The sequence below is a fragment of the uncultured Microbulbifer sp. genome (genome assembly GCF_947504145.1).
GTDB lineage: Bacteria > Pseudomonadota > Gammaproteobacteria > Pseudomonadales > Cellvibrionaceae > Microbulbifer.
This window is the reverse complement of record NZ_CANNGQ010000001.1, coordinates 1-25,684: the sequence shown is the minus strand read 5'-3', so window position 1 is coordinate 25,684 and position 25,684 is coordinate 1. Positions and strand designations below refer to the sequence as shown.

Here is a 25,684-nt window from a genome sequence, read left to right as displayed (position 1 = left end):
CTGATCACTTATCTTCGTAATAAAACGTGTGCGCAGCACACGGCATTTTGTCGATAGAATTATTTATCGACGTGCCCCAAGTCGCGCTCGGGAAAAAGTACATCGCGCACTTTCTGCTTCAATTCTTTCGGACCGGGAAATCCACCATCCCGCTTGCGCTCCCAGATGAGCTGATCGCCCACATGGATTTCAAACACACCGCCGCTACCGGGCTTCAGTGCGACCTGCTCGAGATCTTCTGCAAAGGTGTACAGCAGCTCCTGTGCCATCCAGGAGGAGCGCAGCATCCAGTTGCACTGTACGCAGAAGTGAATGGTAACGATCTTTTGCATGACGCCTGTTTCTCAGCCGTTGCCCCAAGGGGGTAATAGGGATTGTTCGATACCCAGTTGGCTCAGGATTCTGGCCACCACAAAGTCCACCAGGTCTTCCACGGACTGCGGCTTCTGATAAAACCCCGGGCTCGCCGGCAGAATAACCGCACCCATGCGGGTGAGTTTGAGCATGTTTTCCAGATGAATTTCTGAATAGGGTGCCTCGCGCGGTACCAGAATCAGCTGGCGGCGCTCTTTCAGTGCCACGTCTGCGGCGCGCTCGATCAGATTGTTGGAAGCACCACAGGCGACTGCAGACAGGGTGCCGCCGCTGGCCGGGCAAATCACCAGACTGTTGGCGGCACCGGTACCGGAGGCCACCGGCGAGAACCAGTCACGCTTGCCAAACAGGGTCAACTGCCCCTCTTCCGCGCCGTACAGCTCGCGCAAAAACGCTGCCGTACAATCCTCGCCTTCCGGTAGCGAAACACCGGTTTCGGTATCGATCACGATACGCGCCGCGTCAGACAGCAACAGCCATACGCGCACCCTTGATGCCAGTAAACACTGCAACAGGCGCAGGCCGTACTGGGCACCGGAGGCACCGGTGATGGCCAGGGTGACGGTTTGGGAAAAAGCGGTAGAAACCAAGATTGAATCCGTAAATGTTGCGACAGGTGTTCGCCGTAGGGCAGATGCGCTATTTGGTGTACTTCTGCTCCAGGGCGCTCATCAGCCGCTGGTGTACACCGCCGAAGCCACCGTTGCTCATCACGATAACGTGACTGCCGGGGTCGGATAGTTCGAGCACGGATTCTACCGCAGCGTCGATGCTGTGGAGAACCTTTGCCGGCACGGTGGAATGGTGAACCACCTCATCCAGAGACCAATCCATCCCTTCCGGCTGATACCACAGTACCAGGTCGGCACCAGCACAGGCGCGCGCCAGTTGATTTTGGTGGTGCCCCATGCGCATGGTGTTGGAGCGCGGCTCAATCAAGGCGATAACCTTGTCACTGCCAACCTTCGCGCGCAGACCGTTCAGGGTGGTTTCGATCGCCGTCGGGTGGTGGGCGAAATCGTCGTACACACGAATGCCCTGGATATCGCCCAGGCACTCCATACGGCGTTTCACACCGCCAAACTTGCCCAGCGCTTCCGCCGCCATCGGCGGCTCGACACCCACATGGCGCGCGGCGACCAACACGGCAAGGCCATTCTTCACACTGTGCAACCCGGTCTGATCCCATGTGACGCTGGCCACGATCTTGCCCTCATGCTGCACATCAAAACGGCTGCCATCCGCAGCGATATTGACCGCACACCAGTCACCCAGGCGCACACCATCCTGCCGCTCGACATCGAAATGCTGCACTTCACTCCAGCAGCCCTGATCGAGCACCTGGGTAACCGCATCTTCCTGCGCTGCGATCACCAGACCACCGCCCGGTACGGTGCGCACCAGGTGGTGAAACTGTTTCTGGATAGCGGCCAGATCCTCAAAAATGTCTGCGTGGTCAAACTCGAGGTTGTTGATGATCAGAGTGCGCGGGCGATAGTGCACGAACTTGGAGCGTTTATCGAAAAAGGCGGTGTCGTACTCGTCTGCCTCCACCACAAAAAATGGCGTAGTTCCGAGGCGGGCGGACACATCGAAATTCTGCGGTACCCCGCCTATGAGGAACCCCGGATCCATGCCCGCGTAGTCCAGCACCCAGGCGAGCATACTGGCAGTAGTGGTTTTACCGTGGGTGCCGGCCACGGCCAGAACCCAGCGTCCGCCGAGGAAATGATCGCACAGCCACTGGGCACCAGAGGTGTAAGCCAGCCCCTTTTCCAGCACGGCCTCTACCGCGGGGTTCCCCCGCGACAGCGCATTGCCGACGATCACAAGATCCGGCGCCGGATCCAGTTGCGCCGGGTCGTACCCTTCAGTCAACGCAATGCCTGCGCGCTCCAGCTGGGTGCTCATGGGCGGGTAGACGTTGGCATCCGAACCGGTGACTTTGTGTCCTTCGGCCACGGCCAGCTGGGCCAGACTGCCCATAAAGGTGCCGCAGATACCTAAAATATGGATATGCATACCAGTTGGTTCGCCCTACAAATTGAATACAAAGACCGACAGTGGTGACGGCAAGTTGAACTGAACGCCAAATGAGACCGGTTAGCCGCGCAATGATTCCAAGTCGCCTGCTGTTTTATTGGCGCATCGTGCGCTCCGGCGCGGTTTTTGCTGGTCTTTTCAGGGGAAAACACCAGCCTCGCAAAAGGCTGCGAAAAACCCTGAGAGCAATGCCGCGCAAGCTTATCACGGGACTTTGCAGCAGTAAGTGTCGAAAGTCCCCAAATCCATGCAATTGCCATATGAATACATTAGACTTCGCGCCGCGTGAGGTAGCCGCCAGAAGCCACCCGCCGACGCCCCACCCACGGGTGACCATCTGACGAGAAGCCATAGGATAGACATGTCGAAGAAGAACGCTTTTTACGCGCAATCTGGCGGCGTTACCGCCGTTATCAACGCCTCCGCCTGCGGGGTCATCGAGACTGCCCGCCAGCACGGCGACAAGATCGGCAATGTATATGCCGGCCTGAACGGGATTGTAGGCGCCCTCAAGGAAGAACTGATCGACGTCAGCCAGGAGAGCACCGAGACTATCGCCGCTCTCCGCCACACCCCGTCCGGCGCGTTCGGCTCCTGCCGCTACAAGCTGAAAAGCCTGGAGCAGAACCGTGCCGAATACGAGCGCCTGATCGAAGTGTTCAAGGCCCACGACATCGGCTACTTCTTCTATAACGGCGGCGGTGACTCCGCGGACACCTGCCTCAAAATTTCCCAGCTGTCGGAGAAGATGGGCTACCCCATCCAGGCCATCCACATCCCCAAAACCGTGGACAACGACCTGCCATTTACCGACAACTGCCCGGGCTTCGGCTCCGTAGCCAAATACGTGGCCGTTTCCACCAAGGAAGCGGCCCTGGACGTGGCCTCCATGTGCGCCACCTCCACCAAGGTATTCATCGTTGAGGTAATGGGCCGTCACGCAGGCTGGATTGCCGCTGCCGGTGCCCTCGCTCAGGAGCAGGAAGGCGATGCTCCGCACATCATCCTGTTGCCGGAAGTCGCCTTCGACAAAGAGAAATTCCTCGCCAAGGTGCAAAAGACGGTCGACGAGAAAGGCTACTGCGTGATCGTGGCCTCCGAGGGCGCCCAATACGAAGACGGCACTTTCCTCGCCGACGCCGGTAGCGTCGACGCCTTCGGCCACAAACAGCTGGGTGGCGTGGCGCCGACTCTGGCAAAAATGGTGAAGGACGAGCTGGGCTTCAAATACCACTGGGCCCTGGCCGACTACCTGCAGCGCGCCGCCCGTCATATCGCCTCCGCCACCGATGTGGAACAGGCCTACGCCGTAGGCAAGGCCGCGGTGGAAGCGGCAGCAGCCGGCAAGAACGCCATCATGCCCACCATCGAGCGCAACGGTACCAGCTCCGCGGATTACAGCTGGAGCATCGGCGAGGCGCCGCTCAGCGAAGTGGCCAATGTCGAGAAGTTCATGCCCAAGGAATTTATTTCCGAAGATGGCTTCGGCATCACCCAGGCCGCGCGCGACTATCTTGAACCGCTGATTCAGGGCGAGGACTACCCGCCCTACAAAAACGGTATTCCGCAATATGCACGCCTCAAAAAAGCGCTGGTAGAAAAGAAACTGAAGGAAGGTTTTACGGTGTAATCATCCACTGCCATCCCGATAAAAAAGGCCCCCACCGGGTGTTCGGTGGGGGCCTTTTTATTTAGAGCGCCTTTTTACGTCAGACATTCAACAACAGGTGCTGACGCTCCCAGGGGGAAATTTCCCGGTGGAACAGGCGCATCTCTTCATTTTTCACCGCCGCGTATAGCTGACAGAAATCCTCACCGAGGGCCTGGCGAACGGTATCCGCGCCCTCAAAGATCCGCAGCGCCTGATCGAAGGTAGCGGGGATATAGAAGCTGGCCTCCTGCTCCTCTTCCAGCTCCGACTCCGCCGGTGCACTGGGCTCCACACCGTTGACCATTCCCAGGTAGCCGCATACCAGGCTGGCGGCAATGGCCAGATAGGGGTTGGCATCCACCCCCACCACCCGGTTTTCCAGGCGGCGATCCTGGGCGCCGGAGTTGGGCACTCGCAAGCCGGTGGCACGGTTGTCGTAGCCCCAACCGGTATTGGTGGGTGCACTGGAATTATCCGCCCCCTCAAACCGGCGGTAGGAATTCACGTTGGGCGCGATAAACGGCATGATCTCCCGCAGGTGCTTCTGGGTCCCGCCGATAAAGTAGCGAAACAGGTCGGAGGCACTGCCGTCTTCACTGGAAAAGACATTCTTGCCGCTCGCCAAGTCCACCACGCTCTGGTGAATATGCATGGCACTGCCGGGCTGATCGCGCATGGGCTTGGCCATAAAGGTGGCGAACATGCCGTTCTTCAGCGCCGCCTCGCGGATGATGCGCTTGAAGTAAAACACCTGGTCCGCCAGCAACAGTGGATCGCCGTGGGTAAGATTGAACTCCACCTGCCCGGCGCCGTCTTCCTGGATGACCGAATCGATATGCAGTCCCGCCGCCTCAGCGTACTCATAGATGGTATCGATCACCGGACCGTACTCGTCGATCGCGGTCATGGAATAGGATTGCAGGGAGGTGCCGGAACGGCCATTGCGCCCCACCGGTGGCTGAATCGGCTCGTTGGGATCGATATTCGGCTTGGTCAGGTAAAACTCCAGCTCCGGCGCCACGATCGGCTGCCACCCCTTGTCCCGATACATCCCGATCACCCGCTTCAACACATTGCGTGGAGCACAGGGGATTGGATTGCCGTCCAGGTCCTGCAAGTCGTGAATAATCTGCAGCGCCGGCGTTTTCGCCCAGGGCACCGCCATGGCGGTGGACATATCCGGCACCAGCGCCATATCGCTCTCCGCCCACTGGTTTTCAATATCCATCTCCACATCCTGACCGGTGATGGTCTGGTAGAAGATGGAGATGGGCAGAAAGATCGGCGCTTCTGGGGAGAACTTGTTCAGCGGCATCGCCTTGCCGCGAGACATACCATTCAGGTCCGGGACGATGCACTCCACCTCATCCAGACGACGGCCATTAAGGTAAGCCAGGAAGGCTTTGGGCAGGGCATCCAGCCAGAAATTTACAGCGGGCTGACTCATACGGACTCCGAACATTGGCCAGGGAATTAAATGGGTAGTAGCAGTGTAAAGGAAAGCGCCGACGGGAAGCACGCATCTTTCACGGTGCCATTGAAGGAAGGGCAGCACCTAAAGGGAAGGGAAAGGGACTTGTGTCACCCCGCATAGCAAGACGCACAAGACGACTTCTCAAGCTGGTTCAATGCCACCAAAGAGAGCACCAGCACACAAAGGTTTGTCGTGACCGGATTGAATGCCCCCATTGCCAGTTCCGGCACAGCGACCAAAGCATACATCAACAGCGCAACCATAGCGGCCGCGGTCAACACCAGCGGCCAGCGCTGCTTCCAGAACAGTATCACGGCAACAGAGAGGAGCACCTCCGATACACCGCCGAATCTCGCCAGTAGCTCGGCATCTTTAACCGTCAGGCCCAGAGCCATGTTCATCGCCAGCTCATCTCTATGCGGGCCGAGTAATTTGGGTACCACTCCGTGGTACAACCATACAAAGGCGATACAAAGCCGACAAAGGGCGTAATTGCTCAACGCTGGCATATTCATTCAGGTTTCTTTTTTGTAAGGAAACGCGCTTCATCGGCCGCATCGGGCATCGCGCACTGCGATCTTTTCCCGAAGAGGCGGTACCGATTGCGCGCAACGCGATCATAGACCCAATCCCGCAACGGAGCCGGAATCAGGCGAAAGCCGGTCACTGCCGACCATGGAAACGGGAGCTGCGCAACGACACGAAGAATCGCATCAGACTTTACGTACATCCGACTCCCCTCAACCAGAAGCATGGTTTCGTATTCATCCAGTGGCATATTAAAAAAAGACAGTATCGCCTGCCCCTCTTCAGACTGCACCGTGGCCAGCTTGAAATTTCGATCTCGATCAAACCTCAACAGAAAGCGCGCCCAGAAAGAACACAGTCTGCAAACCCCATCGAACAGGACAACACGATCCCCCTCCCGAAGATAGGGCGCGATATCGCTTCGGTTTCCATCAGACATTTGCGCAGCCCCTTGCCAGATACCTGAACCAAACCTTCAGCCAAAACCTGAAAAATATCGAAGAACTATAAACAAAAAAGGCCGCTCCGGATATTCCGGAGCGGCCTTTGCGAATCGGCACCCGTTCAGCGCTGCATCACTCAGGAGTCCAGCACACTGCGAACAAAGTCGGTCAGTTCCTGGTCCTGGCAGTTTTCGAAGAAACAGGCCTGGAAGCGCTCGCCGGTTACCGCGGTTTTTAGCAGTTCCGGATCGATGGCCTTGAGGCCGTCCAGGTAGGCTTTGCCGGTGGCTTCCTTGATGTGGTTCAGGATGCCTGCGTTGGCCACCTGGGATTCTTTGCGCTCTGGCGGGTAGCCCTGGCCTTTTACGCCGGTGAAGGCTTTTTCGAACATGTAGCGGATGTTCAGCTCAGCGCCCCAACCGAAGCCCTTGGCGAAGGGAATGGCCAGCGCGTTGCCGTTGTTGATCTGGGCAAACAGGAAGGCGTCTGCGGGGTCGATGCAATAGCCACAGGTTACGCCCGGGTAGGCGTTCAGGGACATGAGTGCGCCCTGGCCGGTACCACAGCCGCTTACCACGAAGTCCACGGCCTTGGAGTTCAGCAGCAGGCTACCCATGATGCCCAGGTGGATGTAGGTGAGGCGGTGATCGTTGTCGTCGCTCATACCGGTGTTGTACACGGTGTGGCCCAGTTCGCCGGCAACGTCCTGCAGTTCTTTCAGAACCACGGCGTTTTTGGATGCCTGGCTGAATTCGTTCATCAATGCGATTTTCATCAATCGGTCTCCCATTATTCCCGCCTGTGCAGCGAAATGTGCATCGCGACCGACCCGCTCAAAAAACGAACAGACCAAATCGATGCGGTTTTCTATTGGGGCAGGATTATACGTGCCTGACCAAAAAATAAAAACCGGCCTGACAAAATGATCAGGGGGAGGAGGGACACTCTAACTCTTTGGCCCAGACAACATGGCGCGAGACTGCCTTATCAGGTTGCCGACAGCCGCGGCAACTACCGCGAACAGGGCCAGCCACCAGGGCGCCTCGAGTACCTGGAGAGTGAGTGCAGATAGCGTTATCCACAACAGGGGAACCAGGCAGGTCAACCATTGAGCCCAGCCGCGCAGGGCGATCATAAAGATACCCAGGCTCACCACTGCTGTGGGGTCCGGATGCAACCCGAACACTTCCGCCTGAGTCCAAGTGGCACCAAGTACCGGCGCCAGCAACGGAAACATCAGTAAACCAATCAGGGATATCAGCACGCCGGTGATGGTGCTTGCTGAAAGGAATTCCAAGCGATCAGCAGTACCGCGCCCTGTCGCAGCAAGCAAAACCAGCAGCGCCGCCTGCGCAATCCAGACCCAACTGAGGACTTGCCCAATCCAGTTCAGACTCGCGTACCGCTGTGCGAAAAAAGCCACGCCGACAAATACCCATACCGGCGCAAGGAGCAGAAGCGCTATGCGGGGTTTTCCGCGCAATGCGAGTAGCAGCGCCACAACCCCTACCGCCAGGGTGAATAACTGTAGCGGCCAGAAGGTTTCCCCCATTCGTTCCAGCATGCGGAAGTACACATCCGCACTGAAGGGAACAAAATCCTGGATCTGGTAGCTATTCCACTCACTCATGGTGCGCCCACTTAATAGTTACTTTTTAGGGAAGAATGGATTTACAAAGATTCGATATACGCGACCATTTTCTCTCGTGCCTTCGCATCGGGCAGCGGCGCTGTGCCCGCCGCCATATTTTCATTCATATGCTCGACCCGCGTAGTTGCCGGAATAGCGCAGTTGAGCGCGGGATGGCTGACGATAAATTTGAGAAGGAAATCCGCCCAGGTGCGGCAGCCGCATTCCTCCGCTGCCCAAGCAGGCACTTTTTCCCTGCGTTTCAACCCCTTGATCAGGCTGCCACCGTCGTAGGGACGATTGGCGATAACGGCGATTCCCTTCTCCTCCGCCAGTGGCAACAGTCTCGACTCCACCTCGCGGTGCGTGATGTTGTAGGTCATCTGGGCAAAATCAATTTCGGTGCTCGCCATCACCTGTTCAAACTCGTTGTGGCGACGGCCGTGGGAAGTGGTGATTCCAAGATAACGAATAACACCGCTGGCCTTCAGCTCGCGCAAGACCGAGAGATGCTCCTGCCAGTCATCCAGATTGTGCACCTGTACCAGATCAAAGGTTTTCAATCCCCAGCGTTCGGCCAGGCTGGCAACCTGCTCGCGAGTAGTGCCACCGGCGGGGCTCCATACTTTTTCCGCGCTGAAGAGTGTTTTCGGGATACCTAACTTTTTCAGTGCAAAGCCGAGTGTATCCGCTGCAGAGCCATACATGGGAGACGAATCCACCAGGCCACCACCGCTGGCAAAAAATGTTTTAAGTACCTGAGTGCGGGCGGCAAGTAACTCGGGATCGTTGCCCACATTAAACGTGCGCCAGGTGCCCATGCCAATGACAGGCAGCGATTCACCACTGCTGGGGATTGGTTTGGACAGCAGTGCCGACGACTGTGCGCCGGCCATCCCCGGAAAACCCCAGGCACTGACCACACCCGCCCCGAGCATTTTGAGAAATTGACGGCGTAGCATCTTACCTTCCATGGTGGCTTCCTCTATTTATTGAGCACTCAACGCGCGCGGTCGCGCCAGTGCAGTAGCGAGAACCAGAATAAAACAGGCGAGCACAAAGACCTTGTTGACGAACCAGTTGGTTCGCCAGATATCCCACTCGGGCTCGGCGAGAAACAGCGCAAACTTGGTGACGATAATCACGATCTCCACCACGGACATCACGATGGCCAGGGTGCGCAGGTAACCTGGCTGCCTCAGTACTGCCCAGCCCAGCCATAAATGCGCAATAGGCCACAAATCCCAGTACACATGACTGTCCCAGGGTGCGCCGCTGGAAAGTGCAACGGTGATGGGGAATAGATATTTGATGAACACCGTCCACGCCACCAGCACAAACAGAAAGTGGGCGAGGAACCACCGCCAGTGCATTTTCCGATCGATCGAGGCAGTTTCAGCCATCCACCCGCTCCCGCAAAATCTCCGCTGCCAGCTCGAAGGAGCGCAGGCGCGCACTGTGATCATAGATAGCACCGGTGACGATCAACTCGTCGACCCGGGTTCGCTCTAGAAATCCGTCGATCCACTTGGCAACGGTGTCCCGCGTTCCCACCGCGCTCTCCGCCAGCGCCTGCGCCACCTGCATGCGCTCGGCGGGGCCGGCGATGGATTCAGGGTCGTCCACCGGCGGTTTGATTTTCCCGGGGGTGCCCCGGCGCAGCGCGACAAACTGCTGCTCGATGGAGGTCATCAGCTTGCGCGCCTCAACCGCGTCGTCCGCGGCAAACACATTGATCGCCGCAGCCGCATAGGGTTCAGCGAGAGATTCCGACGGTTTGAACTGCGTTCTATAGAGATGCAATGCCTGATCCAGCATGGCGGGGGCAAAGTGGGAGGCAAAGGCAAACGGCAACCCCATGGCCGCGGCCAATTGCGCGCTGTAGAGGCTGGAGCCCAGCAACCAGATCGGCACCTGCAGCCCTGCCCCCGGTACCGCGCGCACCCGTTGGCCCGGCCTCTCCGGGGCAAAGTAGTGCAACAACTCGCGCACATCTTCCGGGAACTGATCTGCGGCGTGCAGTGGATCGCGGCGCAGGGCGGTCATGGTGGCGCCATCAGTGCCCGGCGCCCGCCCCAGCCCCAGGTCCACCCGGTTTGGATACAGCGCAGCGAGGGTGCCAAACTGCTCGGCAATCACCAGCGGTGCGTGATTGGGCAGCATGACACCGCCGGCAGCAACGCGGATTTTTTCAGTGCCCGCGGCAATGTGACCCAGGGCCACCGCCGTTGCTGCACTGGCGACACCGGCCATATTGTGGTGCTCGGCCATCCAGTAGCGCCGGTAACCGAAGCGTTCCGCATGCTGTGCCAGATCCAGGGAGTTCATCAACGCCGTGCGGGCGTCGCTTCCCTCGGTTATAGGCGACAGGTCCAGTAGTGAAAAAGCGCGCATATCAACTCCTGTACGCGTTTGGCCTTGCGCGAGTTAGCACAAATGGCGATTCAGATATGACCATCCTATCGAAGCTGTTCTCCGTGCACACCACAGTTCCTGACACTTCGCTTATCTGATAGGATCGCGCCCGCAAAAACTCATGCACAACCTAAGGGGTGGCGAAAGCCTGAGATGCTGTGAATCCTAGTTGATTCGACAGTAAACCCTTGAACCTGATCCGGCTAATACCGGCGTAGGAATAGGTAGTCCTCAAGCTCCCCTCTTCACGTCGCGCTCCGGGTCTCTCACTGATTTGTACGAGAGAGCCATGAAGACCAATAACTTTTTCAAACCACTCGCCCACGCCATTGGTGCTGTATCCGCGCTGATCAGCACTGCCGCGCTCGCAGAAACCGCCATCGAGGAAGTAGTGGTCACCAGCCAACTGCGCGCCACCAGCCAGCTGGACACCCCTACCAGCGTGAGCGTACTGGATGCCGCCGCCATCGAAACCCGCGGTGCGACCAACCTTGAGCAATTGCTGAACCTGGCGCCCAACGTAAATTTCTCCAGCGGCGCCTCCCGCGGCCGCTTTGTGCAGATCCGCGGTATCGGTGAGCGCAGCCAGTTTATCGACCCGGTCAATCCATCCGTGGGTCTGATAGTCGACGGCATCGACTTTACCGGCCTGGGCCTCGCCGCCAGCACCCTGGATATGCAGCAGGTGGAAATCCTGCGTGGCCCCCAGGGCACCGTGTACGGCGCCAACGCGCTGGCCGGTCTGGTTAGTATGACCAGCAATGCACCGACCGCGGACACCTATGCAAAGGTTTCCGCCGAAGCCGCCCGCTACGGCTCCAGCACTCTGTCAGCTGTGACCAGCGGTCCGCTTTCAGAACAGCTGGGCTACCGCTTCGCGGTACAGAACCAGCAGTCCGACGGCTATGTGCGCAACCGTTACCTGGATAGCAAAGACACCAACAATATTGACGAGACCGTGGCCCGCGGCAAGCTGCGCTATCAAGCCAGCGAAGACCTGCTGCTGGATTTCACCCTCTTCTATCTGGACGCGGATAACGGCTACGATGCCTTCAGCTTCGATAACTCCCGCACCACACAGTCCGACCAACCGGGCTGGGACCGCCAGGAAACCCTCGCCGGAGCCGTGAGCGCCCAGTGGAGCGGCAGCGACCTGTTTACCATTAACTCCGTACTGAGCGCCGCCAGTTCCGATACCGAGTATGGCTACGATGAAGACTGGTCTTACGTTGGCTTCCATCCCTGGGAGTACAGTGGCACCGACAATTACCTGCGCGACCGGGACAACCTGAGCGCCGATGTACGCATGGTCTCAACCGACGAGAGCCGCCTGTTTAGTGGAAGTACCGGCTGGGTGGCCGGAGTGTATCTGCGCACCGAAGAAGAAGCGCTGGAGCGCAACGCCAGCTTTACCAGTCAGTTCGATACCGACAATGCGGCGATTTACGGGCAGCTGAACACTGCGCTCACGGACCGCCTTGAATTGATCACCGGCCTGCGCCTGGAGCAGCGCCGCGCGGATTACAGTGACAACCTTGAAGTCACCAACAGCAATGATGAGAACCTGTGGGGCGGTAATATCACCCTGCAATTCAGTGCCGATGACAACACTCTGATTTACGGTACCCTATCCCGGGGCTACAAGGCGGGTGGCGTAAACGGCTACATCAATTCCGTAGCCGATGACAACGAAGCTATTGGGCCTGATGCGTACCTGTTCGATACAGAAAGCATGCTGAACTATGAGCTGGGTGTAAAAGGTGACTGGCTGGAAAACCGGCTACAGGCACAGCTTTCTGCTTTCTACCAGGACCGCAAAAACGTCCAGGCCAAGCAGTCCATTTTCAACCCGGATCCACAAAACCCCTCATTTGACGACTACCTGGCGAATGCCGCCGGCGGCAACAGCACCGGTATCGAGGCAGAAATCAACTTCCAGGCCACCGACGCCCTGCAACTCTTCGCTACTTTCGGCTGGTTGAATGCCGAGTTTGTAGACTTTATTAGCAGCACTCACGTGGACGCACGGGACGACAGTGAAGAAGTGGCTCTGCCTCCGGTAGACCTCGATGGCCGCGACCTGGCACACGCTCCCAACTACCAGTACTTCACCGGTGCAGAGTATGCATTAACCAATAACCTGAGCGCGCGCGTGGAACTCGAAGGCAAGGACGACTTCTATTTCTCCAATAGCCACAATGAAAAGTCCACCGCCTACGAGCTGGTCAATGCGCGCCTTACCTACCGAGGCGACAACTGGGATTTGTCCCTGTGGGGCAGAAACCTGACCGACGAAGTGATCTACACTCGCGGCTTCTACTTCAGTAATCAGGGCGGCAACAACCCGGCTAATTACTATGCACCAGAAGCGTATTACCAGCTCGGCGAACCGCGCACTGCGGGTATCTCCGGTAGCTATACATTTTGATTCAGTGAACTGAAATTGCTGTGAAGGTACCGATGCTGGGTATACCTTTGCGAGACCGTCTGCGGCCTGGATGGCCGCAGCCGAGCCCCCATGGATGGGTTCACGGCGTGTCTCGCAAAGGTAAACCCAGCAGCGGTACCGCCTCGAGCTGGTTCCATGGAACGCCCCCAATAACTCAAGAGATTTGATATGCAACTCTCCGTAGAAATCAGTATGTACCCGCTGAAAGATGAGTACATCCCGGCCATCAAGGATTTCATCCAGCGTCTGAACGAACAGCCGCAGCTGCAGGTAATCTCCAACACCATGAGCACCCAGGTGTTCGGGGATTACGATGTGGTGATGGACGTGCTGAAGGCGGAAATGCGTAAATCCTGGGAGCAGTCCGGGCGCGCGATTTTCGTGTGCAAATTTATCGATGGCGACCTGAACCCGAACATCGGGCTTTGATTCATGGTCTCCCCGGAAATTCGCGAAGCCATCGCCTCCGCCTACGCCGCCATGACCCTGTGGGAAGTGGCGGCGGTAGTGCTGGCACTCACCTACCTGCTGCTCGCCATGCGGGAAAATATACTGTGCTGGTACGCCGCCTTTGCCAGCACCGCCATCTACCTGTTCCTGTTTTGGGATGTCAGCCTGTTGATGGAGTCGGCACTGCAGATTTTTTATCTGGTGATCGCCGTGTACGGCTGGTGGCAGTGGCGGCATCGCAATAGAGACGGTGAAAAACTGCATATTCATCGCTGGTCTGCAGCCATGCACCTTTACGCATTTGCAGGCGTTGGCGTGCTCACTCTGGTATTCGGTTATCTGCTGGATAACTACACCAGCGCCGCCCTGCCCTACCTGGATTCCTTCACCACCTGGGGCGCGGTCATAACCACCTATATGGTGACCCGCAAGGTGCTGGAAAACTGGCTCTACTGGATCGTCATCGACGGTGCCGCGATTTATCTGTACATCGACCGCGAGCTGTACCTGACGGCACTGCTGTTTGTGCTCTACGTGATTCTGGTGGTGATCGGATTTTTCCAGTGGTACGCGCTGTACCGGCAACAGCAGGTTGATTCCGGGCAAGCGGTCGCCGTATGAACACGGAGGTGATTAAGCTTCTCGCCAGCGACTGGCGGCGATGGAGCGACCGCCCACCGCAAGTGATTGGCCCGCTCGCCGGCGGGCTGACCAACCGCAGTTTTCTGTTGCAGTCCGGTGATGACAGGCTGGTGTTGCGCATCAACGCGCCCAACTCCCGCGCGCTGGATCTCGACCGCGCCGCAGAGGCCGAAGCCCTGCGCCGGGCAAGCGCCCAGGGCCTGTGCGCCCCGCTGGTGTATGCCGACCTGGAATACCGCTACCTGCTGACCCGATATATCCACAGCGCGCCGCTGGATCCAAGTCTTCCACGGGCCCTTGAACAAGTCGCAGAATTGCTGCGGCGGATTCACCGGTTACCGCCAATTTCCGCCCACCTGGACATTGCCGACAAGGCCAACCGCTACTGGCAGTCCATCGACCCATCGTCCCGCTTCTTCCCGGCTCTCTCGAAACTGCGTACGAGGATGGAGTCACTACTCCAGTGCAACCGCAACAGCCCGGCGACCGAGCGGCTGTGTCACAACGATCTGCTGCCGGACAACCTCCTTGTGGATAACTCCGGAAACCTTCGCGCCATCGACTGGGAGTACGCCGCGGTCGGCGACCCCTTCTTTGACTTGGCGACGGTGGCACAGGGCTACCGGCTGGATCACCGCCAGCAGCGGGATCTGCTCACGGCGTATCTGCAGCGCCCCGCCAGTGAGGCCGACCTGCACAAGCTGGCTCACTGGCAGCGGATATACCGCTACCTGTCGGTGCTCTGGTATGCCGTACAGGCCACTCAATCCACCAACAGTTTCCGCGATGAAACGGCCCTGATTGCAGAAATCACTGACCTGCTGACGGCTTTTGAGTAAGCTTGTCCCCATTCAGCCAGGCCATCAGATGTATCCGCGCCCATGCTCCTGACCCAAGAGTTCACCCTGCACCTCTCCAGCCTCGTTATTCTGTTTGGCGGCGCCAGCGGTTTCACCCTGGCGCTGCTGCTGTTTATGGCTCCCTGGGGTAACCGCCGTGCAAACCGCTGCCTCGGCGCGCTACTGGCGATGATGAGCCTGCTGGCTCTCGCCTATGTACCGCACACCGAGGTGCAGTCGCCGTCGGCGCTCTTCTACGCCCTGTTTGCCCTGCAACTGCTTTTCGGCCCCCTGCTGTACTTCTATTGCCGACTGCTGACGGAACCGGAATTCCGCTGGCAGCAGCGCCACCTGTGGCACCTGCTGCCGGCTCTGGCCTCGGCGCTGCTGTGGCTGTGGCAACTGCAGGTGGCGAGCGACGACCTGCTGAACGCGCCCTGTATCGGCGAAGCGGCATGCACCACCAGCGAGGTCACCCGCGCGCGTTTTATACACCGGGCTGCGGCGATGGTTTCGTCCATCGCCTACGCCATCTGGGTACTGCGCCTGTTGCGTCCTTACCAGCGCCGGGTGATGGAGAGCTATTCCGATATCGAGCCCGTGGGCCTGAGCTGGCTGCGGGTGCTGAGCCTGACCTGCCTGGCCATCGCCGCGGTCTGTATTTTCCTGGAGATATACGGCTGGCTGGCACCCACCCGTGAACTGACCCCCGGGCTGCTGCAGGCACTGGGACCACTGATCATCAGCGTACTGCTGGGCGGTTTCGGCCTGCGCCAGCGCAGTATCCGACTGTCAGCAGAGCACCGCGCCGAACCGGAAGCAGACGATTCCGGGTCGGGGCAGCGGGTAGCTAACACCGCTACCGATTCGACACCAGCCACCAGAAAGTCCACCGTGCGCAACCTGAGCGAGAGTTCAGCCGAGGCGCTGTGGCGGCAGCTGCAGATCACCATGCAACAGCGAAAGCCCTACCTGGAACCCGGCCTGAAGATCGCGCAGCTGGCAGAGTTGCTGCAGGTTCCGCCGCACCACCTGTCGGAAACCATCAACGGTATTGCCGGCCAGTCGTTTTACGACTTCATCAATCAGTACCGGGTGGAGGAGGCCGCGCAGCTGTTGACCGACCCGTCGAACACCCATCTGTCGGTCACCGATATCGGCCTGCAGGCCGGATTCAACTCCAACTCCACCTTTTTCTCGCAGTTCAAAAAGCGCCTCGGGGCGTCGCCCAGCCGCTACCGCAGCCGCCAACAGAATTCCGCAACCATCTGATTTTAAAGGGAAAATAAATCCGGATTCGCAAGTTCGGATTTTTCCGGCAAACAAATCTCTCCGACTTTACGAGGCCGGACGCCGCACCGGCACCGATCCGCTATAACCCTCGCGAGCCCCGCACAAACCAATGCCGGGGCACCAAAACAATAAATTCGCCAGGAGAACCCCATGACTGCCCGCAGCCCTGCTCGCCCGTTTTATCTGCCACGCGCCCTACCCTGTACCCTTGCCGCCGCCGTAACGGCCGCGATTACCGTCCAGATGGCCCCCGCCGCTTTCGCCGCGGAACTGGAGGAAGTCACCGTCACCGCGCAGAAGCGCGCCGAACGCATCACCGAGGTCCCCATTGCCATCACCAATGTGGGAGCGGAAGCGATCAAGCAGACCGGCGTGCGCCAGGTGACCGAGGTGGCCCAGTTTGTACCCAACCTGCATATCAGCTCCGGTACCGATTTCACCACCTCGGTAAGCATGCGCGGTGTGGGTTCCGACAGCCGCAATATCGGCTTCGATACCCGCGTGGGGGTCTACCTGGATGGTGTCTATCTGGGGCAGTCCCCGGCGATCAACCAAGATCTGGTGGATCTGGAACGCATCGAGGTACTGCGCGGTCCCCAAGGCACCCTGTTTGGCAAGAACACCGTGGCCGGCGCCATCAACCTGATCTCCCAGAAGCCCACGGATGAATTCTCCGGCAGTGTCAGTGCCGAGTACGGCAGCATGAACTCCCGCCAGCTGTCTGCCACCGTCAACGCGCCACTGTCCGACAGCCTTTTCGGCAAGATTTCCGTCAACCGCCAGCAGCGCAACGGCTATATCAAAAACCTCACCACCAACAACCTGCTCAACGAACAGGACGGCAGCGCCTACCGTGCCCAGCTGATGTACGACGCCGGCGGCAACTTCAATGCGATCCTGGCCTTGGACGGCATGCAGAGCGACCGCCTGTCCGCCACCGGTGAGGCGGTCACCAACTCCTTTGGCACCGCGCCGGACACCGCCGCGCCGGAAAGAAACCAGGTGGCCATGAACGTGGACCCGCGCGAGGAGCGGGATATCCGCGGCGCCGCGCTGACCATGGAGTGGAACCTGGCGAATGACTTCACCCTGCGCTCCATCACCGCGTCCCGCAACACGGAGATGACTTACAACAACGACATGGACTACTCCCCCTACCAACTGGCGGAAATCAACTACGCGGACAACTACAACCAGCTGACCCAGGAATTCCAACTGGTGTCGCCGGGTGCGGACGATTTCAACTATGTGGCCGGCCTCTACCTGTACCAGCAGGAAGCCGACAGCTATCGCCTGGTGACCTCGTCGGAACTGTTTGAAAACCTGCTGGAGGCGCAGTATGGCGTCCCCGGCCTGATCAATGCGGACAGCCCGGTGTACAGTACCGGGGTGGTGGATACCAGCAGCATTGCCGCCTATGTCAACGGCTCCTACCAGCTGAGCGATGACTGGAAACTGGGCTTTGGCCTGCGCTATTCCGAGGAGCAGAAGGACGTGGACTGGGCCATCGATGGCCAGGGCGCGCCCCTGTTCCAGATCGCTACCGGTGCCGTGAATGACAAGCGTACCGACACCCATGTATCCCCGACCGTCAGTATCAATTACGCCCTGAGCGAGGACGTAAATACCTACGCAAAATACAGCGGCGGCTTCAAAAGCGGTGGGTTCAACCTCGACTTTGTCGCCGCCGGCGACCTGGCCGCGGGCACCGATTTTGACAAGGAAACGGTCGACGCGTTTGAGATAGGCCTCAAGGGCACCGCGCTGTCCCGCCAGCTCAGCTACAACCTGGCGCTGTTCCATTCCGTGTTCGAAAACTACCAGGTCAACCAGTTTTTGGACTTAGGGGAAGGCGCCACGTCCATTTCCATTCGCAACGCCGCGGAAGTGGAAACCTCCGGCCTGGAAGCGGAAGTCACCTGGCTTGCCAGCGACAATCTCACCATCAACACCTCCCTCGGCCTGCTGAATGCGAAATTTGCCAGCTACCCCAACGCGGACGCCTATGGCAGCGACCTCTCCGGAAACAAACTGCCCAACGCACCGGAGACCTCGTTCAATCTGGGCGGCCAGTACTACCTGCCGATCAACAATATCGGTGCCGACCTGCTGCTGCGCCTGGATTACATTTACCGCGGCAGCATGTATAACACTGCGGATAACGAAACCGAGCGCACCCTGGCGAGCGGTGATTCCGTGCAGTTTGGCCAGGTGGATGCCTACCAGCTGGTGAATGCGAGGATTGGACTGCAAAGCCAGGCGGATACCTGGAATGCAGCGCTGTTTGTGCACAACCTCACCGATGAGGAATATCTGGTGGACACCAGCCGCGACTTCCTCGGCACCCTGCGCCATTTTTACGGACTGGAGCGCACCGCCGGGATCGAGCTGGAGTACCGTTTCTAAGGTATCCCGTCGCGCACGTTTAACAAGGTTCCGTAAACAAATACCCATTCGGGCTCGCGCGGTGCCACCGCCGGGCCTGTCAAACACCGATGCAAGACTTTGACCATGCAAACCAGAATACTCAACCGATGCCTTGCCGGCGCCGGCGTGGCGGTTCTTCTACTCGCGTCCGTGCTCGTAATCCGTACGCTCAGTTTTACCCCGCCCACGGTCGCCGTAGGCGACCCCGAGCCTCTCGACCTTGATGCCGACACCATTGCCACCCACCTGTCCGAGGCAATCCAGTTCCGCACCATCTCCTCGCAACTGGAGCAGAGTGAAACCCGGCAGGAATTCCACAACTTCATCGACTGGCTGGCGGCGACCTACCCGGAAGTCCACGCCGCGATTCCGCCACAGAGGCTGGGCAAGCAAGAAGAGCAGGCCTTTTCCCTGTTGTTCACCTGGCCGGGGAAAAACTCAGAACTTCCCGCCATTTTGCTGTCCGCGCACTACGACGTGGTGCCGGTCATCCCGGGTACCGACGCGGAATGGCAACACCCTCCCTACGCGGGCACCGTGGACGACACCCATATCTGGGGACGCGGTGCGCTGGATGACAAGAGTGCAGCCATTGCCCTGATGGAAGCCACCACCGGCCTGCTGCAGCAGGGCTACCAGCCCGAGCGCACCGTCTATATCAGCCTCACCAGCGATGAGGAAATCGGCGGTGACCACGGCACCGCCGCGGTGGTGGAAAAATTACAAAGTGAGGGGGTACGACTGGACTGGAGCCTGGACGAAGGTTCCTTCCTGCTGCACGGATTTATTCCCGGCGTGGATGCCCCGATTGCCAGTATCAATGTGGCGGAAAAAGGGTATCTCACGGTAGATCTGGTGGCGCGGAGCCAGGGCGGTCACTCCTCCATGCCGCCGCCGGAAACCGCGGTGGATATGCTCGCCCAGGCCCTGGTGCGGCTGAACCAGAATCCAATGCCCGGCGGTCTCGAGGGATTGAGTAGCAAGCTGTTCGATGCTGCGGCACGCCATATGCCGTTCGAAAAGCGGCTGATGTTCGCCAACCAGTGGTTGTTCGGCAGCGGTATCGAAGCGGTACTGGAAAAACAGGGTAGTACCGCTGCCATGCTGCGTACCACTACCGCGCCCACCATGCTCTCCGCCAGCGTCAAGGAAAACGTGCTGCCCATCAATGCCACCGCCACGGTGAACTTCCGCCTGCACCCGCGGGACAGCATTGATGATGTCCTGCAGCATGTGAAAACCGTCATCGATGACGAGCGTATCGACGTGGTGATGCGCCGCGGGGATTCCGCCTCTCGAGTATCCAGTGATGAGGCGCCCGGCTTTCACCTGCTGGCAAATACCACCCGCGCACTGTTCGGCCCGGTGATTGCCACGCCGGGGCTGACTGTTGGCGGTACCGACAGCCGCCGCTACGAGGCGGTTGCCGACAACAATTATCGCTTCAACCCCATGCTGGTCACCCGCGAAGACGTGCACGGATTCCACGGCACCAACGAGCGCATCAGCATCGACAATATGGTGAAGGCGACCGGGTTTTATCAGGCGTTGATCCGCAATGCGAATGCGCAGCCGCGATAAACATTCACAACCGGAATCACGTGAAATTTTGCCGCCTGTACCGTTTGGCGCGCCTGAGGCGCGCCATGTCAAAGATCACCACGGCAAGCGCTGAAAAAAATCTCCCGGTAGTCATCCACTGAAAGCGGCCGCGGATTTCCCGGTGCCGAGGGATCCGCAAACGCCATCTGTGCGATTTGATCCGCATCCTCGTCACCAATACCGATTTCAGCCAGGGTGTTGGGGATACCGAAGTCTCGCCGCAAAAATAACACCCAGTCCAGCACCCCGGTAAATCCGGCGGTCGGCAGTCCAAGGTAACGAGACAATCGACTCATGGGCTCCTCAATTGCCACCTGATTGGCACTCAACACATAGGGCATCAGAATCGCATTCAACAGGCCATGGTGCTTGTCATAGAGCGCGCCGAGCGGGTGGGCCAGGGCGTGCATGGCGCCGAGTCCGCGCTGAAACGCGGTGGCCCCCATACTGGAGGCCACCAGCATCTGCATGCGCGCTTCCAGGTCATTGCCATCGGCGACCGCCCGCGGCAGGTACACATTGATCAGACGCATCGCTTCCAGCGCAATGCCCTCCGCCATCGGGTGAAAGTTATTCGAGCAGAAAGCTTCAAGATTGTGAGACAGTGCATCCATGCCCGTCGCAGCAGTGATCGGCGCAGGTAGCCCCAGGGTGAGCTCCGGATCCAGCAACACGATTTCCGGCAGCATGCGCGGGTGGAAAATAATTTTTTTCAGCTTGGCGTGCTCATCGGTAATCACCGAAGAGCGCCCCACTTCGGAGCCGGTCCCGGCGGTGGTGGGCACCGCAATCACCGGCACCATACCGCGGGTGTTTACCTTGAGGTAATTGTCCCCAACATCTTCAAATTCCCAGATGGGGTGCGTCTGCCCCACCATCAACGCGATTGCTTTGCCTGCATCCAGTGCAGAGCCGCCCCCAAACGCAATGACGCCATCACAACCGTGCGCCTTGAACACCGCAACACCGTCGCTCACGTTCGTACCGGTCGGGTTGCCTTTTATCTCACTGAACACCGTCAACGGCACGCCCGCCACCAGGCAGTTTTCCACAACGCTCTGGATCATTGGCAGCGCCGCCAACCCCGGATCGGTGACCAGCATGGGTGTGGCCATGCCCATTTCCCGGCACAACTGAGGCAACTCGTTGATGCGCCCGGGGCCGACGCGTATGGCGGTGGGGTAATTCCAGTTGGTAAAAAAATGATTGTCGGACATGGTCTGACTCAGGGCTTTATTTTGAAGTGGAAAGATTTAGGGCGGGTGAGATGCTCAAACCCCACGCCGGACAGGGTGCAGCCACGGCCGGAATTTTTCACGCCGGTCCAGGCCAGTGCCGGGTCGAGATAGTCGCAGCGGTTCAGAAACACGGTGCCGGTCTGTAACTGATCGCCAAGCAACAACGCTGCTTTTTCGTCTGCGGAATAGATGGCGGCAGTGAGCCCGTATTCGCTGTCGTTCATCAGCGCTACTGCTTCGGCGTCGCCTGCCACCGGCATCACCCCCAGCACCGGGCCGAAGGACTCCTCGCTCATCACGCGCATATTGTGATGGACGTTGGTGAGCAGCTGCGGAGCCATATAGGCACTGCCGCGCTGATCCAGCGGAAAATCCCCGTCATCGATATGGGCCTGAGCGCCCTGCGCCACAGCTTCATCGATCTGATCGCGCACGAAATCTGCGGCACTGGCGCGCACGAGTGGGCCCAGTGTCGTCGACTGTTCGTCGGAACGGCCGAGGCGATATTCGCGAATCAGCGCCGCCGCACGCCGCACAAATTCATCAAACAGAGATTCATGAACGTAGGCCCGCTCGATGCCGCAGCAGGACTGGCCGGAATTGAAAAAGGCCCCATCCACAACTGAGGCTACGGCGTATTCGAGATCCGCATCCGCACGCACATAAGCAGGGTCTTTACCGCCAAGCTCCAGCCCGACAGAGAGAAAGCGCCCGGCCGCAGCACTTTCCACCGCCGCGCCACCGGCGACGGATCCGGTAAAGGCCACATGCTGCACGCCGCCATTGATGATGATCTGCTCCGCATCCCGGTGATCCAGGTGCAGATATTGGAAAATACCCTCGGGCAATCCCGCCTCGATAAACCCTTCGACCAATCGCTCGGCACATACTGGCGTCTGCGCCGAATGTTTGAGAATCACGCTGTTGCCAGCGAGCAGAGCAGGCACCACCGCATTGATGGCGGTGAGATAGGGGTAATTCCAGGGGGCAATAACAAAACTGGTGCCCAAGGGTTCCCTGCGAATAAAGCGGGTAAACCCCGGCTTTTCCGGCAGCGCAATATCCGCCAGTGGACTGCCGGTGCTCTCGGCCAGGTCGGCCATATAAAGCGCGCGTTCGGCGAGACCGTCGATTTCTCCTCCCGCGTATTGAATCGGCCGCCCCATCTGCCAGCTGATCTCGTCCGCCAGTTGCGCTTTTTTCTGTAGCAGGTTTTTTACCGCTACCCGCACCAGCGCCGCGCGTTCAGAAACCGGTACTTGTTTCCAATGTTGCTGCGCGCCCTCTGCGCGGCTGAGCGCATTCTGGATTTCGTATTCTGTGGCCAGTGGGCGCTCGACGTAGACACTGTTGTCGATGGGAGAAATACACTGGAGTTTTTGCATGAGTTTGCCTGGCTTCCTGCCTCAGTCGAACGAATTAAATAATCTCGAAGTAGCGCTGCAATTCCCAGTCACCGATATGCTTGCGGTATTCCCGCTCTTCCCATTCGCGACTGGCGGCGAAATGTTCTACAAAGGCGTCGCCAAACAGATCTCGCGCTGCCCCGGATTGCTTTAGCCTTTGCGCCGCATCCCACAGAGTGCGCGGTAGAGCCAATTCCTCGGGATGCTCAGCCTCGTAAGCATTCCCCTCCACGGCCTTACCCGGCTCCCAACCCTGCTCGATACCGTAAAGACCGGAGCCAAGCGCAACCGCCAGCGCGAGATAGGGATTGGCATCCGCAGCACCCAGTCGGTACTCCTGGCGCTGGGATTTGTCGCTACCGGGTATTACCCGCAGCGCTGCGGTGCGGTTTTCCACCCCCCAGGTGGCATCGGTGGGCGCCCAGAAACCGGGAATCATGCGGCGGTAACTGTTGATGGTGGGTGCGACCATACACAGCAATTCCGGCATCAACCGTTGCTGGCCGGCGAGAAAGTGCCGCTGGGTGTCACTCATGGAGTGTGGCTGGCCTTCGGCATAAAACGCCGAGGCATTGTCTTTTTTATTGCGCAGGGAAAGATGAATGTGCCCGCTCTGCCCGGGGTAGTCGTTGGACCACTTGGCCATAAAGGTCGCCATCAAACCGCGCCGTTCCGCCAGCACCTTGATAAAGGTTTTGAACAGCGCCGCCTTGTCACCGGCCGCTTCTGCGTTGTCGACGGTGATCGCGGCTTCCAGAACACCGGGGCCGGTTTCCGTATGCAGCCCCTCAATAGGGAAATCCATGTGCTCCGCGAAGGCCAGAATCTCGTGGTACAGATCCGCGTGTACGGAGTTGCGAATCATCGAGTAACCAAACCAGCCGGGGGTAAACGGCTTCAGGCCGCGATAGCCCTTGGCGCGGGCAGAATCCGGAGTCTCATTGAACACAAAGAACTCGTACTCCAGCGCCGCATAGGGCGCAAAGCCCAATTTTTCACAGCGCTCGATCACCCGCCGCAACAGTGCCCGCGGGCATACCGCCTCCGCCGCTCCCTCAAATTCCGCCAGGAACAGCAGCATGCCATCCTCAAACGGCACCTCGCGACATGTGTGGGGCAGGATCCGCACCGGCGCATCCGGGTACCCCGTGTGCCAGCCGGTGTAGCGGGCGTTGTCGTAGAGCTGGTCCTGGATATCCCAGCCCAGCACCACATCGCAGAAGGCAAAACCCTTGTCGAGGGCGGAGAAGAACTTCTCCCGGCTCATGTATTTGCCGCGCATCACCCCGTCGTTATCAAACAGGCCCACCTTTACATGGGTCAGATTGCGCGTCTCTACGATCCGCTTGGCCTCCTCCACCGTGCGCACATCGCGCGGGTTCAGCGCCCGGGGCATGCCATTGGCCGCGGGTGACGGGGAAGAGACAGAAGTGGTGAGAGATGCCGGCGAAGAAGGCGGCAGTTCGGTGGACTCGTCCATGAGATGCTCCGTTATTGTGGCCACACCACCACATTCAATCGATTGGAATGCGATGGGCAGAATCTTGCCTACAGGATAGTTCAAGCCCCGCACCCCGGAGCCTTGAACAAAATTTGAACGGCCACACTGACAACTATGTTCGCGACCGCTCAGGGTATATAATCCCGCCTCCAAATTTTCCGATCACACATTAGTCAGGACCAGCAATGAGCTTCGACAAGGTTTCCCCAGGCAAAGAACTGCCCAACGATATCAACGTAATCATCGAGATCCCGGCCAACCACGATCCGATCAAATACGAAGTCGACAAGGACGCAGACGCGGTATTCGTAGACCGTTTCGTAGCTACCCCCATGTTCTACCCGGCCAACTACGGCTACGTACCCCAGACCCTGTCTGAAGACGGCGACCCCCTGGACGTACTGGTTGTAGCCCCTTACCCGGTAATGGTTGGCTCCGTAATCCGCTCCCGCGTGATCGGCGTACTGAACATGACCGACGAGTCCGGTGTAGACGCCAAGCTGCTGGCGGTACCGCACACCAAGCTGACCAAGCTGTACGACCACGTCAACGAAATCGGCGACCTGCCGGAGCTGCTGATCAAGCAGATCGAGCACTACTTCGAAAACTACAAAGCCCTGGAAGCAGGCAAGTGGGTAAAAGTAGACGGCTGGGCCGACGCTGACGCCGCACGCGCTGAAGTCATGGCTTCCCGCGAGCGCTACCTGAAAGAAGAAGGCTGATATCCCACCCGGCAATCGCTACCGATACTCTTCGGTAACAGCAAGGTGAACGCTGCAGAATGAATATTCCGCAGCCCAAAAAGCGAGTCACGTTTGTGATTCGCTTTTTTATTGCACATCGAATATGTAAGCGCCTCAAACCAAGCCTTAACGCGCACGCACGCAAGAGCCTCCAACTCCCTGAACCGCCCCCATCTGCCGTTCCTATATATCTAAGCGCTACATCCCGATTTCAGAAGCCTATGGCTCGTGTGCACAGAATGGAACACGCTAAGTGCATGATTTATAACGAAATCACTACAACCAAAAGCGCCATTTGAAATCCAGAAACAAAAGCCCACGGCTTCTTTTGCTGATGCGTTCAATTATTGGTTTAATTGTAAACTAATGATTTCATTTGAAACTTCATAGCTTGAAAGCTTTTCACGCCAGGAAACACAAGCGAGAACAACAAACGCCTTAGGCGTATGAATAAAACTGTTAAGCGTCAAGGAAGAATTGTGGTCAAAAAAGAAGATTGGAAAGTTAAAAATTTACCAATCGAAAGAGAAGATTT

The 25,684-nt window shown here is 58.5% G+C and carries 23 protein-coding genes and 1 riboswitch; of the genes, 9 read left to right on the top strand and 14 right to left on the bottom strand.

The annotated features are described in order from the left end of the window. Window positions 1-59 precede the first annotated feature (59 nt). Genes Q1A74_RS00115 through mpl form a run of 3 tightly spaced genes read right to left on the bottom strand, consistent with a single transcriptional unit; the run spans window position 60 to window position 2,397 of the window. Window positions 60-332, bottom strand: a complete 273-nt coding sequence (locus Q1A74_RS00115) for a SelT/SelW/SelH family protein (protein ID WP_299591202.1) — start codon at window positions 330-332, stop codon at window positions 60-62. 12 nt (window positions 333-344) lie between these two features. Beyond that, the gene (locus Q1A74_RS00110; protein WP_299591200.1) at window positions 345-965 is read right to left on the bottom strand and encodes a flavin prenyltransferase UbiX; all 621 of its coding nucleotides are present in this window, start codon (window positions 963-965) and stop codon (window positions 345-347) included. A gap of 49 nt (window positions 966-1,014) precedes the next feature. Next, the gene (gene mpl, locus Q1A74_RS00105) at window positions 1,015-2,397 is read right to left on the bottom strand and encodes a UDP-N-acetylmuramate:L-alanyl-gamma-D-glutamyl-meso-diaminopimelate ligase (RefSeq protein WP_299591199.1); all 1,383 of its coding nucleotides are present in this window, start codon (window positions 2,395-2,397) and stop codon (window positions 1,015-1,017) included. Between the two features lie 382 nt (window positions 2,398-2,779). Between mpl and Q1A74_RS00100 the strand changes: the two genes are divergently transcribed. Continuing rightward, a complete protein-coding gene (locus tag Q1A74_RS00100; protein ID WP_299591197.1) occupies window positions 2,780-4,048 on the top strand; it encodes a 6-phosphofructokinase in 1,269 nt (422 codons plus the stop codon). 79 nt (window positions 4,049-4,127) lie between these two features. On the opposite strand, the gene Q1A74_RS00095 is transcribed toward Q1A74_RS00100, so the two are convergent. The 8 genes from Q1A74_RS00095 to Q1A74_RS00060 all read right to left on the bottom strand — a co-directional run bounded on the left by Q1A74_RS00095 (window position 4,128) and on the right by Q1A74_RS00060 (window position 10,538). Beyond that, window positions 4,128-5,516 carry a glutamine synthetase family protein gene (locus tag Q1A74_RS00095; RefSeq protein WP_299591195.1) on the bottom strand — a complete coding sequence of 463 codons (1,389 nt, stop codon included), beginning with the start codon at window positions 5,514-5,516 and terminating at the stop codon, window positions 4,128-4,130. Window positions 5,517-5,650: 134 nt separating this feature from the next. After that, on the bottom strand, window positions 5,651-6,058 hold the full coding sequence (locus Q1A74_RS00090; protein WP_299591193.1) for a DoxX-like family protein: 408 nt from the start codon (window positions 6,056-6,058) through the stop codon (window positions 5,651-5,653). Then, entirely contained in the window at window positions 6,055-6,510 is a 456-nt protein-coding gene (locus Q1A74_RS00085) for a thiol-disulfide oxidoreductase DCC family protein (RefSeq protein WP_299591191.1), read from the bottom strand. The genes Q1A74_RS00090 and Q1A74_RS00085 overlap by 4 nt, the downstream gene beginning before the upstream one ends. Before the next feature lie 140 nt (window positions 6,511-6,650). Further along, entirely contained in the window at window positions 6,651-7,289 is a 639-nt protein-coding gene (locus Q1A74_RS00080) for an RpiB/LacA/LacB family sugar-phosphate isomerase (protein WP_299591189.1), read from the bottom strand. A gap of 171 nt (window positions 7,290-7,460) precedes the next feature. Then, entirely contained in the window at window positions 7,461-8,144 is a 684-nt protein-coding gene (locus tag Q1A74_RS00075) for a DUF6064 family protein (RefSeq protein ID WP_299591187.1), read from the bottom strand. A 41-nt stretch (window positions 8,145-8,185) separates the two neighbouring features. Next, window positions 8,186-9,118, bottom strand: a complete 933-nt coding sequence (locus Q1A74_RS00070) for an aldo/keto reductase (RefSeq protein WP_299591185.1) — start codon at window positions 9,116-9,118, stop codon at window positions 8,186-8,188. 15 nt (window positions 9,119-9,133) lie between these two features. Further along, a complete protein-coding gene (locus Q1A74_RS00065; protein ID WP_299591183.1) occupies window positions 9,134-9,547 on the bottom strand; it encodes a hypothetical protein in 414 nt (137 codons plus the stop codon). Beyond that, entirely contained in the window at window positions 9,540-10,538 is a 999-nt protein-coding gene (locus Q1A74_RS00060; protein WP_299591181.1) for an LLM class flavin-dependent oxidoreductase, read from the bottom strand. The genes Q1A74_RS00065 and Q1A74_RS00060 overlap by 8 nt, the downstream gene beginning before the upstream one ends. 144 nt (window positions 10,539-10,682) lie before the next feature. Continuing rightward, a riboswitch (TPP riboswitch) is annotated at window positions 10,683-10,797 on the top strand. 51 nt (window positions 10,798-10,848) lie between these two features. On the opposite strand from Q1A74_RS00060, the gene Q1A74_RS00055 reads away from it, so the two are divergent. From Q1A74_RS00055 to Q1A74_RS00025, 7 genes are all read left to right on the top strand, one after another. Further along, window positions 10,849-12,987, top strand: a complete 2,139-nt coding sequence (locus tag Q1A74_RS00055) for a TonB-dependent receptor (protein WP_299591179.1) — start codon at window positions 10,849-10,851, stop codon at window positions 12,985-12,987. Between the two features lie 189 nt (window positions 12,988-13,176). Next, window positions 13,177-13,437, top strand: a complete 261-nt coding sequence (locus Q1A74_RS00050; RefSeq protein ID WP_299591177.1) for a YkoF family thiamine/hydroxymethylpyrimidine-binding protein — start codon at window positions 13,177-13,179, stop codon at window positions 13,435-13,437. A 3-nt stretch (window positions 13,438-13,440) separates the two neighbouring features. After that, window positions 13,441-14,079 (top strand): nicotinamide riboside transporter PnuC, encoded by a 639-nt coding sequence (gene pnuC / locus Q1A74_RS00045; RefSeq protein ID WP_299591175.1) that lies wholly within the window; start codon window positions 13,441-13,443, stop codon window positions 14,077-14,079. Beyond that, complete coding sequence (locus tag Q1A74_RS00040) at window positions 14,076-14,939, top strand: phosphotransferase (protein ID WP_299591173.1); 864 nt, start codon at window positions 14,076-14,078, stop codon at window positions 14,937-14,939. The genes pnuC and Q1A74_RS00040 overlap by 4 nt, the downstream gene beginning before the upstream one ends. Before the next feature lie 42 nt (window positions 14,940-14,981). Next, on the top strand, window positions 14,982-16,211 hold the full coding sequence (locus tag Q1A74_RS00035) for an AraC family transcriptional regulator (protein ID WP_299591171.1): 1,230 nt from the start codon (window positions 14,982-14,984) through the stop codon (window positions 16,209-16,211). A gap of 171 nt (window positions 16,212-16,382) precedes the next feature. Next, on the top strand, window positions 16,383-18,638 hold the full coding sequence (locus Q1A74_RS00030; protein WP_299591169.1) for a TonB-dependent receptor: 2,256 nt from the start codon (window positions 16,383-16,385) through the stop codon (window positions 18,636-18,638). Between the two features lie 105 nt (window positions 18,639-18,743). After that, a complete protein-coding gene (locus tag Q1A74_RS00025) occupies window positions 18,744-20,240 on the top strand; it encodes a M20 family peptidase (protein WP_299591167.1) in 1,497 nt (498 codons plus the stop codon). A 68-nt stretch (window positions 20,241-20,308) separates the two neighbouring features. Here Q1A74_RS00025 and Q1A74_RS00020 read toward each other — a convergent pair whose 3' ends face one another. From Q1A74_RS00020 to Q1A74_RS00010, 3 genes are read right to left on the bottom strand one after another with little or no spacing between them, the layout of a single operon-like run. Beyond that, the gene (locus Q1A74_RS00020) at window positions 20,309-21,478 is read right to left on the bottom strand and encodes an iron-containing alcohol dehydrogenase (RefSeq protein WP_299591165.1); all 1,170 of its coding nucleotides are present in this window, start codon (window positions 21,476-21,478) and stop codon (window positions 20,309-20,311) included. An 8-nt stretch (window positions 21,479-21,486) separates the two neighbouring features. Continuing rightward, window positions 21,487-22,884, bottom strand: coding sequence for an aldehyde dehydrogenase family protein (locus tag Q1A74_RS00015; protein ID WP_299591163.1), 1,398 nt, complete (start codon window positions 22,882-22,884; stop codon window positions 21,487-21,489). A gap of 34 nt (window positions 22,885-22,918) precedes the next feature. Beyond that, entirely contained in the window at window positions 22,919-24,385 is a 1,467-nt protein-coding gene (locus Q1A74_RS00010) for a glutamine synthetase (protein WP_299591161.1), read from the bottom strand. Window positions 24,386-24,591: 206 nt separating this feature from the next. Here Q1A74_RS00010 and ppa point away from each other — a divergent pair, with 206 nt between their 5' ends. After that, a complete protein-coding gene (ppa, locus tag Q1A74_RS00005) occupies window positions 24,592-25,128 on the top strand; it encodes an inorganic diphosphatase (RefSeq protein WP_010130952.1) in 537 nt (178 codons plus the stop codon). Window positions 25,129-25,684 lie beyond the last annotated feature (556 nt).